This is a genomic window from Paenibacillus riograndensis SBR5, from assembly GCF_000981585.1.
GTDB classification, from domain to species: domain Bacteria; phylum Bacillota; class Bacilli; order Paenibacillales; family Paenibacillaceae; genus Paenibacillus_AQ; species Paenibacillus_AQ riograndensis.
Window position 1 is genome coordinate 4,544,201 of sequence record NZ_LN831776.1, and the last position, 13,750, is coordinate 4,557,950.

The following is a 13,750-nucleotide window of genomic DNA, read 5'->3' on the forward strand; positions in this document are numbered from 1 at the left end:
AGGCCTACAGGTAATACTCCAAGCTCTTGCTGCTACCCGCGAAGTGCAGGGTTTCCAGAATTCTGGAACGCAAATGTATAAACTCCTGGCTGTTCCGGTCACGCGGATGCGCCATTCCCACTTCTACAATCTCCTTGATCTGCCCAGGTCTTGAGGACATCACGACGATTCTGCCGCTGAGATAGACCGCCTCATCCACATCATGGGTGACGAGAATCATCGTCGTGCCGCGCAGCCTCCACAGCCGGAGCAACTCATCCTGCAGATTCATCCGGGTAAACGCATCCAGCGCCCCGAGCGGCTCATCCAGCATCAGTACCTTCGGCTCATTAATCAGCGCCCGGGCCAGTGAGGCACGCTGTGCCATGCCGCCCGATACCTGATGCGGATAAGCATTGCCGAAGCCGCTGAGTCCAACCAGCTCAAGATATTCATCCGGCTTCTTGCGGTTCTGCTGGTACACCCTTCTCGCCTTCAATCCGGCGGCGATATTCTGGCGGATATTCATCCACGGGAACAGGTTGGCCTGCTGGAACACATATCCCCGTTCATAATGCGTGCCTTGAATCCGCGCGCCGTCAAGGGTGATCTCACCGGTTGTGCAATCGTCAAGCCCGGCGATCAGGCGCATCAGAGTGGTTTTGCCGCATCCGCTCGGGCCGATGAAGGAGACGAAGGAGCCTGGAGCAAGTTCAAGGTCAATCTCTTTCAGCGCAATAAATTTCTGGCCGGATGCTTCTTCATAGATTCGGCTTACTCCGCGGATTTCCACAGCACCTCTGCCCACTTTGGCCTGAGCCTGCGCTTCGCTCATTTCACCAGCCCCTTTTGCCATTTCAATACCCGGTCCCTGACCCGGAAAATAACCGCCATCACCATCGAGAAGGTTACCGCCATAATAATGATCGACACATACACCTTGGCGTAATTGGACCAGCCCTTCGCCCAGTTGATGTACCAGCCAAGCCCCGCCTTCGCCCCAATCATTTCCGAAACCACCAGCGTAGCAAAGGATATCCCTGTGGCCGTATAAATCCCGCTGAAGATGGAGGGCATAGCCCCGGGAATCGCCACACGGAAAATCAGAAACCGTTCATCCGCCCCCAACGTCCGCGCCGCTTCGAAATACGTATTCTGCACATTGGCGATCCCCACACTTGTCATGAACGCCACGGGGAAACATACTGCAATCACAATCAGCAGCACTCCGGCGTAAAAACTGGAGGGCACCACAATCATCGCAATCGGAATCAGCGCTGTGGCTGGAACCACACCCATGACCTTAAGTACCGGAAACATCCAATAGCTCCATTTGCGGTACCATCCGATCAGCACACCCAGCACAATCCCGATAAAGCTGCCGATCAGAAAGCCGATAACCAGCAGCCGCAAGGAGTACGCTGTGCTGATCAGCAGTGTATTCGCATCCTCTGTCATCACTCGAATAATCTGCGCCAGCCCCGGCACAAACGGCAGCGGCAGCCAATCCAGCTTCGTTGTCAGCAGATCCCAGACCGCCAACGCCACACCCAGCACCGAATAAAAAGGGGCTCCGTACAATACCTTTTGCCATCTTTTACTGCTTAATCTGCTGAAAGAGATCCGAAGCGCAAAATAACCAATGAACGCCAGCAGCACAATCCGGTAAGGCAGCAGATCTACCTCCTGGCGCGTTGGAATCACCACGCTCACCGCCAGAGCAGCACCAAAAGACAATGTGGGGAGCACAGCACGCAGCCAATCGGGAAAGGTTGCCGTACTGCGGGTCCGGATGCGGCTGCCCAGTGCCAGATTCCGGTCGGCAATACTCATTGCTTTGCTCCAAACACATCATAGTAAGCCGATTTCAGAAAGGCCTCAGGGTCCGTGTCCTTTTTGAGGAATCCGGTTTGGCTGAACTGCTTCACGAAATAGCGGATATCCTCCCGGGCGGCATCGGTAGTGTAATTGAAATGATAGCTCTTAATCAGATCGGTCACGAGCTTTATATCATCGGTGGCCACATACTTCTTATCAATCTCCAGCTTGGCGGTTTCTTCCGGGTGCCCGGCAATCCAGGCAGCGGCTTTCTGATAGGCACGGGCGATGGCAGCGACACGTTCCGGATCTTTCTTGATTTGTTTGCCGGAGGCGTAGAGGAAGCAGCAGCTTTTGCCGGCAAAATTATGATCGGTTGAGATATCCGCCAGTACGGTATAACCGTCATTGACCTCTGCCAGCTTGCCGAACGGGTCCCACGCCGCATAGGCATCGATCTCGCCTTTCTTAACCCCTTCCTGCAGCTGATCCAGCGGATACGCAAGCCACTCTGCATCCTTTTGCGGGTCCAGCCCGGCATTGGTCAAAACAACACTTGCAACGGCCATCGGCACACCCCCGATTTCATCGACACCAATTCTTTTGCCCTTCAGATCAGCCGCAGTCTTAATGCTTGAACCGGGAGGGACCACCAGCTTGATGCAGCCGTGATGCAGTCCCCCGATGACCTTGAGATCAAGGCCCTGCTGGATTGAGGTAAACCACACAAAGTCACCGTTAGTGACCGTGAATTCGCCAGTGGTCAGCCCTGTTTTCATCGCATCCATCGAACCGCTGACCAGTTCAACATCCAGACCTTCTTCGGCAAAAAAACCCTTTTCATACGCCACGTAGCTCGGTGCGCCGCAGACCGCTCCGCTGAGCGCCTGGATTTTGAGCTTGCCGTATTTATAGCTGGCCGGAGCGGCTTTGCTGCCGTTCGTGCCCGAGGCATTGCCTGCCGGTGCACTAGGAGCAACAGCCGTTCCATTCACTGAATGATTATGGTTGTTAGACGATGCATTTTTCTCAGAAGCAGTATTGGCGCAAGCTGTGGCGGCCAGCAGTGCAGAGGTGGCCAGCAGAACCGCAGGCAGTTTTTTCTTATTTTTCATCAAAGTCTTCCTTTCTCTATAAGAAGATCCACTTATACCAGAGATTCCACAAACGCTGTGGCAAAAGCCTGCTCCAGATCCCGGATCAGATCGTCCGCATCCTCCAGACCGATGGACAGCCGGATCGTTTCCGGTGCAATTCCCGCTGCCTTCTGGTCTTCGGGATTCAGCTCCCCGTGTGTGGTTTTGGGGGAATTGATAATCAGCGACCGGGCATCCCCCACATTGGCATGGTAGCTGAACAGCTTCACCGCATTGAGAAAGATGCGGCTCTGTTCCTCACTGCCGTTAAAACCAAAAGTGAAGATAGAGCCGGCACCCTTCGGGAAATATTTATCCGCCAGCCCCTTGTAAGGGTTCCCCTCTGCAACGGGATGGCTCACCCAGCTTACTTGGTCATGCTTCTGCAAGTAGTCCACAATGCGAAGGGCATTGGCCACCTGCTTGGAGATCCGCTCGGATAACGTCTCTATCCCCTGAAGGAGCAGAAAAGCATCGAAGGGACCCAGTACAGCGCCGAAGTACGCCAGATAATTGAGCCGGACTCTCGCCGTGAAAGGCGCATCCGGGAACACTTCCAGAATGCTCCGCTCCCGGCCGGTTTCTGCTTCCCGCAGCAAATACTGCGGCTCCTCAAAATGCGGGAACCTGCCATTAGCCCAGTTAAAATTGCCGTTCTCCAGAATCACCCCGCCGAGTGTAGTCCCATGTCCGCCAATCGCTTTGGTCGCCGAATAAATCACGATGTCTGCCCCATGGGCGAACGAATCAAACAAATAGGGAGTACCAAAAGTATTGTCAATCACAAGCGGAATACCGTTGTCATGCGCAGCCTCTGCGATCGCTTCAATATCCAGTACCGTGGAATTGGGGTTGCTGATGCTCTCGACCAGAATGGCCTTCGTGTCCGGGCCTATATCCCTCCGGAACGCTTCCGGATCATCGGAATCCTCCACAAAATCCACGTGGACACCGAATTTCGGATACAGATGCTTCAGCGCATCAAACGTCCCGCCGTAGAGCCGTGGCGTGGTCAGAATCCGGCCTCCGCCTTCCGCCAGATTCAGCAGCGCATAGGTTACAGCCGCCATGCCGGAAGCTACAGCTACCGCCCCTGTGCCTTTGTCCAGTGCTGTAAGGCGCTGTTCCAGCACGGCAACCGTCGGATTGCCGATCCTGGTATACAGATAGCCGGGCTCTTCCATCCCGAACAGCTTTTCCCCCCGCTCCACACTTCCCAAATCATAGGATGCTGTCTGGTAGATCGGCACAGCCACCGCATAATTATGCTCCCGCGAATCGTAACCGGCCCGCACCTTCAGGGTGTCGAAGCCCAGCTTTTTGTCAGTCATATTCATCCCTCTTCCGCTTCTTATTGTGGAACAGCCCCAGGTGTAAAGTAGGACAACAGACGCCCGTACTTCACCAACGAGGATTCGATTGCATCTTTGGTCACAATTACCGTAATCTCCGCCCGGTGCAGCACCTCCTGCGGCACGGGTCCAATGCCCGCACATAGCAATAAGCGGCAGTCACGCAGCATCTCTACAGTTTCCTTCAGAATCCCGGCCCCCTGCTCCTCCCCGGCACATGCCGCCGTCCCGTTGCAATAAGCCTGGATTCTGCGGACGCCCAGAAGGCGGGCGCTTTCTGCCTTCACCTCATACACCAGAAATTCCCTGGCATGGCCAAAATGCTGATTGACTTTGCCCCCGCCCCGGGATGCAACAGCAATTCTAATCCCGCCGCTCCCGGGAGCAGTGCCATTTTGCCGCCGGTCTCTGCGGACCTGCAGCTCATTATCCAGCTTTTGCAGTTCATTTTCCCGCTCTTCAAGGGTGTATACCGGCAGCGCTGACAGAACGCCGCCGCTGCGGTCTTCACCCAGAAGCCCCACCGCATCGGCACGGCACTGGCGGCAGTGGCGCATCACCGGCAGCACCCGGGAGGAATCTTCCTGAACCTTCAGGGTCAGTTCAGGGTCCGGCGGCTGGCGGCCGTCACGCTCGAAGCGGCTGCCCGGTGAAATAATGAGCGGCATAATATTATGCGAGAATGCCCCGGCTGCCTTGACAACACGGCTCACCTCCAGCAGATGCCCGTCATTGATGCCGGGGATCAGCACAGAATTGACCTTGACCTTGATTCCGAGCGCTGCAACTGCCCGGATTCCCTCAAGCTGGCGGGAGATCAAAATTTCTGCCGCATCTTTACCACGATAAGCCTTGCCCCTGTAATAGATAGAGTGGTAGATGAGCCCACCGATTACCGGGTCCACCGCATTCATCGTAACTGTTACATGCCGGATGCCGCATTCCTTGATCTCCTCCAAATAATCGGGAAGCTTCAACCCATTGGTACTGAGGCATAACTGCAAATCCGGCATTTCCCTCGACAGCAGCCGGAAAGTCTCAAAGGTCTGAACCGGATTTGCCAGCGGATCCCCCGGCCCGGCAATGCCGACCACTGTCAGCTGCGGCAGAACCTTAAGCGTATCCTGTACCTGACGGTAAGCCTCCCCGGGAGATAATACACGGCTGACCACACCCGGACGGCTCTCGCTGACGCAGTCGTATTTGATATTGCAATAATTGCAGTTAATATTGCATTTTGGTGCAACCGCTACATGCATTCTGGCAAAAACCTCATGCGCCAGCTCGTCATAGCAGGGATGCCGGTGGATGTCCTGCATTGCGCTCCCTCCTTCCAGCACTTGCATGCTACAGATTCCCCACCGCCGCCGGGGCGACCAGACCTGACTCCAAGGCAACCAACTGCTTGCCCCACTCCGCTGCCCACTGCCGCAGCTCCTGGGTGTCCAGCGGCGCAGGCACTTTGGACACGGTGTGATCGGCAATTTTCCGGGCCAAATTCCTGTACACCTTCGCCTGCTCGGAATCCGGCGCGGCTTCAATCGTCGTCTTCCCCTGCAGCTCGCTTTGAGTCACCGTCACGGAACGGGGCACATATTCAACCACCTGGGTATCCGTACGTTTGACAAAATCATCTACGATATCCTTGGCATAAGGCGCATTAATCGAATTGGCAATTACACCACCCAGCAGTGCGCCGCCGTCCTGGGAGTACTTTTGAATGCCCTTGAACAGATTGTTCGCCGCATAGATCGCCATGAAGTCCGCCGAGGTTACCGTATAGACATGCTCTGCAATACCTTCACGCACAGGAACTGCAAATCCGCCGCAGACCACGTCACCCAGCACATCGTAAATGACAAAATCCAGATCCAGCTCCTCAAATATTCTTTGCTGTTTCAGCAGGGAGACAGAAGTGATGATCCCCCGGCCCGCGCAGCCAACCCCCGGAGCGGGACCGCCCGCCTCCACGCAGTAAATGCCGTTAAAGCCTTCAAAGATCACATCCTGGGCTCGTACCGCATGATTATCACGCAGCGTATCAAGCACCGTCGGTATGTATTCTCCGCCCCGCAGGGTATTGGTGGAATCACTTTTGGGATCACAGCCGAACTGCATCACCTTATAGCCTGCGACCGATAGGGCAGCGCTGATATTTGAAGTCGTAGTCGACTTCCCTATACCCCCTTTGCCGTATATCGCAATTTGTTTGATTTTTTTAGTCATGGACGACACTCCTTTGCTGAGTATGATTCTAATGCAGAATGGATTCCCGGCCCGAGATGAGAAACAGAGCCAGACGGGCCAGCGCCAGCTCAATGGGTGATTGCACAGCCATGGCCTGTATCCCGTTGTCGTACAGAACCGCTCTGGCTCCCGGCCCAATCTGGCCGACCAGCACGAAGGCACAATCGGCAAGCACTGTAGCAGCCGTCTGCAGATGATTCACATCGTGGCCGTCTTGCCCGCGCCTCCATTCGCAGCTCCTGTTCTCAATCTGGCTGTAAGTGCCATCCTGCTCAATCTCATAGATTAAAAAGCGGCCGCATCTGCCAAAATGCTCATTGATGGCATATCCGTCTGCACTTCCGACGGCAATCCTCCAACTCACCTGCATCCCTCCTGTTGATTTGCAAAATCACAAAGAGGCCAAACCGCCCACCTCTTCTGGTGCTGGTTTGACCTCCGGATTGTGGTCCAGTCGGCCCAATCTCGCAGATGCTCTCTTCTTCTGATGTGTATGCTCTGGCTGTAAGCATCAGCAATTATGTGACGCAATTCACAATCACATATAAAAGCAAAAGGCCGGAACAGCACCCTGCCTGCGGATGCTAATACCGGCCTGCGGTTAACCGCTCGGCTAAATTAACAAATACCAATTGATTTACTTTGTATTAATATACCTAAGGAGGGCGCAAAGATCAATCCCTGAAATGGTGAAGGTTTTGTGATCATTAGCTCCTGTCCAGGCCCGGGATCTGCCATCCGGACAATGTTTCAGTCCGTGGGAGGATCAACATGGATATCCTTATCGGGTGCCGTATATGCCCAGCGTGTGAACGTGACCTGCAGTCCGGCACGGGTGGGTGCGCAGACAAAGGGCCCTGCTTTTTTCCCCGTCTCATAAGGAAACCGCGCCACCCGGATCGTGCGCCATGGATGGTTGTCCGCTCTGGCTCTGATCACCACTGCATCATTCAACCGGGAAGCCCGGATGGTAACCACCCCGCCCGTCCATTCCGGTACAGGCGACAGCGACCAGTCGGAATATCCGTCCGTTACCACCGCACCGATATGCGGCACACCGTCGTTCAGCTCAATACCGGCTTTGATCCATTCCGTGCTGCTATGCCACAGCATAATCCCTGCCTGGTCATACAGCTCCGTGAACCCCTGCAATGAAAAGCTGACCTCCACCGCTTCACTATCCTCCCAGGAAGCCAGCAGCGCGTGCCCGTTGTCATGCTGGAAGCCGTACATCGTTTGCTCCCAATAATCGCTGCCTTCCGCCGCTTCTACTATGAAGGCTCCATCCAGAACCTTGGCGGAGACCGGTTCATTGCTCCAGACTCCACTCTGCCAATTCACAGTTTTTCTCACATCGACACCTCTTCTTTCCGGTTCTTCATTACCGCGTTAATTTTCTCAGAGCTTATCAGCATTACAATAATATATCCCACCAGCATAAACGGAAGAATCATAAACGAGCTGCGCGCAGCAATCCATCCCAGCATAGGAGGCAGAAAAGCGCCTCCGGTATAGGCCATAGCCATCTGATAGCCCATGATTTTCTGGGAATGCTCTTTGCCGAAGCGGGCGGGCGTCTCATGCAGCATACACGGAAAGATGGGGGCAGAGCCAAGGCCCACAAGAATAAACCCGAATAAGGAAAATATAGCCGGCAGCGGCAGGACCAGCAGCAGCGCCCCCAGTAGAGAGACCAATATGCCGGTGCGGATCAGCTGGCGGTTATTAAAACGGAAGGTGACAAAACCGGTGATCAGCCGGCCTACGGTGATCCCCCCGTAATAGAGCGACACCCAGCCGGCAGCGGTTGCCGCAGACAGCTCTTTTACATTGACCAGAAAGCTGCTGCCCCAGAGCCCAAGCGTCGCTTCTACCCCGCAATAAAAAAGAAAGGTAGTCAAGGCCAGCTTCACGCCCTTGATGCGCAGCACTCCTGTCCCCGGAACCTGCGGCGAGATAATCTCCTGCTGAATTTGCCCGTCCGGCACCTGATCTGCGGGTTCGGCCCGCTTCCAGAGCGGCAGCGCCATAAACAACAGTATAACCAGGGCGAACTGTATCAGACTGACTGTCAAAAAACCTTGCCGCCAGGAATCACCTGCTGCAATATAACGCGACATAATTATCGGGCCCAGCATAGCGCCTACCCCCCAGAAGCAGTGAAGCCAGCTCATGTGGTGGGCTTTGTAGTGAGTAGCCACATAATTGTTCAGCCCGGCATCAATAGAGCCTGCACCGAGCCCGAGCGGAAAGCTGAGCACTGCCAGCCAGAGAATCGAAGGCGAATATGAAAAGCCCAGCAAAGCAACTGCCGTAACGGCGACGCTGATAAAAGTAACCTTCCCCGTACCCAGCTTATTCAGCACCACACTGCTGGCCAGGCTGGAGACGATTGTACCTGCAACCACAATCATGGAGAGCAGCCCCGCCGCATCCACCGGTGCCCCGAAATCGGGGCGCATCATCGGCCAGGCCGCTCCAATCATGGAATCCGGCAAGCCAAGACTGATAAAAGCCAAATAAATAATAATCAGAAAAACCGTAGCCATAATGTCTACCACCTAAGCTTCAAATTTGGTCAATTGCAGCCCCGTCTCCAGGGTTGCGAGCGTTGAAACAATCATGCCATCCAAATAATCCGCGGCAAAATCCGTGCTCAGCACAATCTGCGGAGCCGCACCGGGCGGCAGCAGCCCCGCACATTGCTCCATAATGCCGCTAAGATGGTCCACTTGCAAAAAGCTGCCGTACAGCACAACAGCGTCCGGGTTCAGCACGCTGCTGACTGTAGCCGTCAGTCTGGCGATTGCTTCCATCAGTCCCGCTGGCGAAGACTGCCATTCGCTGCCGCTCCAGGAAATGCCCAAAGGGATATTGGCTACCTCACCGGCAAAACCGCTCTTCCCCCTATGGAGCTTGCCGTTAATAATAATCCCTGCCCCTGGAGGAAAACGGTCAGGAAAATATAAATACACCGCCGAAGCCGCCGCTGCCCTCCCGGTTCTGCTATGGTAGCCGATCGCCGCCGCATTCACATCATTTTCGATAATGACCCTTTTCTGATAGCGTTCCCGGAAATGTTCTGCTACAGGAATACCGCGCAGGGCCTCATAATCAGACAACACCAGCCTTCCACCCGCTTCAGCACCGGGCAATCCGAAGCCAATCGCCTGTATAGCAGGATACCGGTTAAGCAATTCATCAATAATGGCTTCGAAGCAGGCCAAATCTACCTGTTCTACTGGCCGGTTAACTTCATACAGACAGCGTCCAAAAAGTGTAACCACCGTACAGCGGATACAGATGCCCCCGCGCTCTTCAAAAGGAAACAGGATCAGCGCCAAAGCATGCTCATCATTGTATATGTATTGCCGGGCAGGCCTTCCCCCGCTGGATGAAATCTGCCCCGCCGCGAGCACCTCATTCTGCCGGACCAGCACCTCAAGCACGGAGCCGGCGGTAACAATGCTGAGTCCCGTGTCCTCGGCGATCTGCCGTTTGGTAGCCTGTTTGCGTTCCTTCAGGACGCGCCGCACCAGGTTGATATTCACTTCCTTGATCACCAGGGCATTGCCTCCGATGTTCTTCATCTGCCCTCACCTCATTTATTATAATACTTTATAAAAGAATTTTAATAAATGTTTTTTTATTGTGTGAGGATATAAATAAGCCTGGCAGATGAATCCTGCCAGGCTGCAAATTAATAAATGATTACAGATAGTATAAATCCTACAAATCCGGGTGCTCGTGTTTGGCTTTGAGACGGGTCCAGCGGCGCTGTACTTCACTTTCGAAAGCGCGCAGCGCAGGTTCGTTCTCCGGCTTGAGCAGATGGCGGGTTTTGCCCATCGTTTTCAGCCATGCAGAAACTTCTACCCGTTTGTCCTTGTCTTCAGGGTTGTACGTAATCGTTGTCGTCCCCTGCTCTACTTCATACAGCGGGAAGAAGCAGGATTCCACTGCCAGCGATACAATATCCGTACCGTCCTTGTCTTCACTCATCCAGTTAAGCGGGCAGGCAATAAGAATCTTGCCGTAGACCAGGCCTTCATTCTGTGCGTACCACTGGGCTTTGGCTGCCTTTTTGAGCAAATCCTGCGGATAAGCCTCACAGCCGGTGAATACGTAAGGAATATTGGTGGCCGCCATGATCTGTGCAGTATCCTTATGCTGGGTTACTTTACCCTGCTGCGTTTTGCCGATGCTTGAAGTCGATGTACGGTGGCCGAGCGGTGTGGAGTATGACTGCTGAGCCCCTGTATTCATGTATCCTTCGTTGTCGTACTCTACAATAATCATCTTGTGGCCGCGCAGTGCCGCACCGATGGCCGGGCCCATACCGATATCCATCCCGCCGTCACCAGTAACCATGACAAAGGTGAAGTCTTCCTTCAGGCCAAGTCCATCCAGCTCACCGCGGCGTTTGCGTTCCCAGAACATTTCCACGACACCGGACAGCGTAGCTGCGCCGTTCTGGAACAGGTTGTGGATGAACGTCGATTTATGAGCCGAATAAGGGTAGCCGGTAGTCGTGACCATCGCGCAGCCGGTGTGGTACAGGGCTACAATATCCCCTTCGATGCCTTTGAAGAACAGCTCCAGGCCGGAGAAAATGCCGCAGCCCGGGCACGCGCCATGTCCCGGTGACAAGCGTCTTGGTTTCTTCATCAGGCTGCGGACCGGCGGAACCCTTACGCTAAGCTTGCCTGTCTCTTCATTCTGCTTCACAGTGATGAGACCTGTCTTCAAGGATTCAAAACTCATCGGCTTCAGCAGACGCTTAGGCGCTTTGTCCGGCGTTCCCGGATTGTGGCCGTAGTAATCAAACGGAATATCCACCCGGTCAGCAGCCACTGCATCCATTGCCAACTGGAAGAAATGATGTCCGTCCTCGGCGTAAAAGTCTTTGCCGCCCAGGCCGTAAATACGGCTGATTACCTTGGTAGTGGTGTTGCCATATGTGAACAGCGCCGCCTTGATTTCATTGACCATATTGCCGCCGTGTCCGCCGACCGAATCCGCACGGTCCCCAACTGTAATAGCCTTCACATTCTTCAGCGCTTCAGCAATTTGCTTCTGCGGGAACGGACGGATCATGTTCGGGGAGATAGCTCCGGCTTTGATTCCTTGCAGGCGGAGCTGGTCGACCACATCCTTGATAATCTCCGATGCGGAGTTCATCAGGAACACGGCAACATCGGCGTCCTCCATCCGGTACTGCTCGATCATCGGATAGTAACGTCCGGTCAGCTCGGCAAACTCTTGGGCAATCTCTTCAAAGACTTCTCCGGCATTGTACATGGCAACGGATTGCTGGTAACGGTTGTTGATATAATCAGGCTCGTTCATGTACGGGCCGACAGTTACCGGATTGTTGCGGTCCAGTGTGTCTGTGAAGCCTACAGGGGGCTGCTCGCCTACGAACTTATGAACATCTTCGCGGTGGGCAAAAGCCTGGACACGGCGCTTCTGGTGGGACGTGAAATAGCCGTCGGAAGCGACCATGACCGGAAGGCGGACCTTCGCGTGCTCAGCCAGCTTCAGGGCCATCAGGTTCATGTCGTAGACAGACTGCGGGTCCCGGCACATCAGAATCGGCCAGCCGGTGTTCAGGGCAAAATACAAGTCAGAATGGTCGCCGTGAATGTTGAGCGGGCCTGAGATCGAGCGGCAGATCAGGTTCATGACCATAGGCATGCGTGTACCTGCTTGTACAGGCATTTGCTCCAGCATGAACATATAACCCTGGGCGCTGGTTGCGTTGAATACACGTCCGCCCGCCGTCGATGCGCCGTAACAGATCCCCGCAGAGCTATGCTCACCATCTGAAGGAACAAGCATGATGTCATGCTGTCCGCTGGCTTTCATGGTATCCAGGAACTGGGCAACCTCAGTCGATGGCGAGATCGGGAAATAACCCATCACATGATAGTTGATCTGATGGGCGGCATAAGCAGCCATTTCGTTGCCGGATTCATATAGGAATTTCTGCTCCACTTTGGCAGAGCCTACTTCTTTTTCATAATCAATAGCCATGATTCATTCCACCTTTCTTCCGAATATTAAGCCTGGGTTACCAGATCAAACTGGTGGTGCACTGTATGGCTGTCCGCATAGCCTTCCTTCTCGCGCTGGCTTGACAACGCCGAGGTCGGGCATGCGCCCACACATTTCAGGCAGCCCTTGCAATATTGATAATCGATGCCTGTCAGGTACATTTGCGAACGGCCCTTGCGGTCAACCCGTTCCTCCCATACAAAACACTGATCCGGACATACCGTATCGCACTGGGCACAGTGAATGCACGCTTCGAGATCAAACGCCGGGAGCATACCGGAGCGTGAAATGCTGAGATTCTTCAGAAATGTGCTGCCCGGATTAATAATCGAGCCGCCCATCGGCTGAGTGTCGTAACCCAGGACGCCAATATCGGAACGGACATATTCAGGCATGCTGTCACCGGCAGCCAGCTCAAACTGCATAAATTCCACTTCATTATAACCGCGCTCAAACGTCGAAATAGCCGACTGTACAGCCTGCGGATATTTTTTGCCGAGGGACTTCTCAATAACGCCCTTCATGGTTTCGGTATCGAGAAATGGACAGAGCCGGAACAGCGCGCCCAGCATTGCCATATTTACACGGTTCTTCTCTTTCAGGGCAATGCTGGTTGCATCGATCACGGCAATGGTTCCGGCCTTCATCTTCAGCAGCTCCTTCAGCTCCGCCGGCGACTTGGCCGAATTCACCAGTACCGTGCTGTGCTCAAGGATACCGCTGGTCACGTTGACGGTCTTGGCCAGCGCTTCATGGAACACGCCCACAACATGCGGACGTTCTACCGGCGAGGTATCGCGGATAGGCGTGTTCAGATCACAGAAGCGGATATGCGCCTTAACGGCAGACCCCTTCTTCTCCGAGCCGTAAGACGAGAAACTGACACCATTCAGCCCTGCCCCGACCACTCCCGCTTCCGCGAGCATCTTGCCTGCCAGGTTCGCTCCCAAGCCTCCAATGGATTCCAGACGAATCTCAAAAAATCCAAGATCGTTAACAATTGGTAATTGTACCACCGACCTAACCCCTTTCTAAGTGTCAAGTAGAATAACATCCTTATGACTTTTTCAACGATTGTAACTTGATTTCGCGGGTCGCGAAGTGACAAATCTTGCATTTTCCACGCTTGGGGAATCACAATAATTTATGGATTTCAATCGA

Annotated in this window: 12 protein-coding genes; all 12 read right to left on the minus strand. The window is 54.2% G+C overall.

Going from position 1 to position 13,750, the window contains the following annotated elements; translation table 11 throughout:
* Window positions 1-4: 4 nt before the first annotated feature.
* The 12 genes from PRIO_RS19180 to PRIO_RS19235 all read right to left on the minus strand — a co-directional run bounded on the left by PRIO_RS19180 (window position 5) and on the right by PRIO_RS19235 (window position 13,605).
* Window positions 5-814, minus strand: a complete 810-nt coding sequence (locus PRIO_RS19180; protein ID WP_020429363.1) for an ABC transporter ATP-binding protein — start codon at window positions 812-814, stop codon at window positions 5-7.
* Window positions 811-1,812, minus strand: a complete 1,002-nt coding sequence (locus PRIO_RS19185) for an ABC transporter permease (protein ID WP_052741492.1) — start codon at window positions 1,810-1,812, stop codon at window positions 811-813. The genes PRIO_RS19180 and PRIO_RS19185 overlap by 4 nt, the downstream gene beginning before the upstream one ends.
* Window positions 1,809-2,912, minus strand: a complete 1,104-nt coding sequence (locus PRIO_RS19190) for an ABC transporter substrate-binding protein (RefSeq protein ID WP_020429368.1) — start codon at window positions 2,910-2,912, stop codon at window positions 1,809-1,811. The genes PRIO_RS19185 and PRIO_RS19190 overlap by 4 nt, the downstream gene beginning before the upstream one ends.
* A gap of 32 nt (window positions 2,913-2,944) precedes the next feature.
* A complete protein-coding gene (locus PRIO_RS19195; RefSeq protein WP_046504167.1) occupies window positions 2,945-4,264 on the minus strand; it encodes an O-acetylhomoserine aminocarboxypropyltransferase/cysteine synthase family protein in 1,320 nt (439 codons plus the stop codon).
* Between the two features lie 20 nt (window positions 4,265-4,284).
* A complete protein-coding gene (gene nifB / locus PRIO_RS19200; RefSeq protein ID WP_231869720.1) occupies window positions 4,285-5,604 on the minus strand; it encodes a nitrogenase cofactor biosynthesis protein NifB in 1,320 nt (439 codons plus the stop codon).
* A 28-nt stretch (window positions 5,605-5,632) separates the two neighbouring features.
* The gene (gene nifH / locus PRIO_RS19205) at window positions 5,633-6,511 is read right to left on the minus strand and encodes a nitrogenase iron protein (RefSeq protein ID WP_020429374.1); all 879 of its coding nucleotides are present in this window, start codon (window positions 6,509-6,511) and stop codon (window positions 5,633-5,635) included.
* Between the two features lie 28 nt (window positions 6,512-6,539).
* Window positions 6,540-6,896 carry a NifB/NifX family molybdenum-iron cluster-binding protein gene (locus PRIO_RS19210; RefSeq protein ID WP_020429376.1) on the minus strand — a complete coding sequence of 119 codons (357 nt, stop codon included), beginning with the start codon at window positions 6,894-6,896 and terminating at the stop codon, window positions 6,540-6,542.
* 386 nt (window positions 6,897-7,282) lie between these two features.
* Complete coding sequence (locus PRIO_RS19215) at window positions 7,283-7,885, minus strand: DUF1349 domain-containing protein (RefSeq protein ID WP_020429377.1); 603 nt, start codon at window positions 7,883-7,885, stop codon at window positions 7,283-7,285.
* Window positions 7,882-9,081 (minus strand): MFS transporter, encoded by a 1,200-nt coding sequence (locus PRIO_RS19220; protein WP_020429379.1) that lies wholly within the window; start codon window positions 9,079-9,081, stop codon window positions 7,882-7,884. The genes PRIO_RS19215 and PRIO_RS19220 overlap by 4 nt, the downstream gene beginning before the upstream one ends.
* 12 nt (window positions 9,082-9,093) lie before the next feature.
* On the minus strand, window positions 9,094-10,122 hold the full coding sequence (locus PRIO_RS19225; RefSeq protein WP_046504172.1) for an ROK family protein: 1,029 nt from the start codon (window positions 10,120-10,122) through the stop codon (window positions 9,094-9,096).
* A gap of 139 nt (window positions 10,123-10,261) precedes the next feature.
* Window positions 10,262-12,568 carry a thiamine pyrophosphate-dependent enzyme gene (locus PRIO_RS19230; RefSeq protein WP_046504175.1) on the minus strand — a complete coding sequence of 769 codons (2,307 nt, stop codon included), beginning with the start codon at window positions 12,566-12,568 and terminating at the stop codon, window positions 10,262-10,264.
* A 26-nt stretch (window positions 12,569-12,594) separates the two neighbouring features.
* The gene (locus tag PRIO_RS19235; RefSeq protein ID WP_020429385.1) at window positions 12,595-13,605 is read right to left on the minus strand and encodes a 2-oxoacid:acceptor oxidoreductase family protein; all 1,011 of its coding nucleotides are present in this window, start codon (window positions 13,603-13,605) and stop codon (window positions 12,595-12,597) included.
* Window positions 13,606-13,750: the final 145 nt, after the last annotated feature.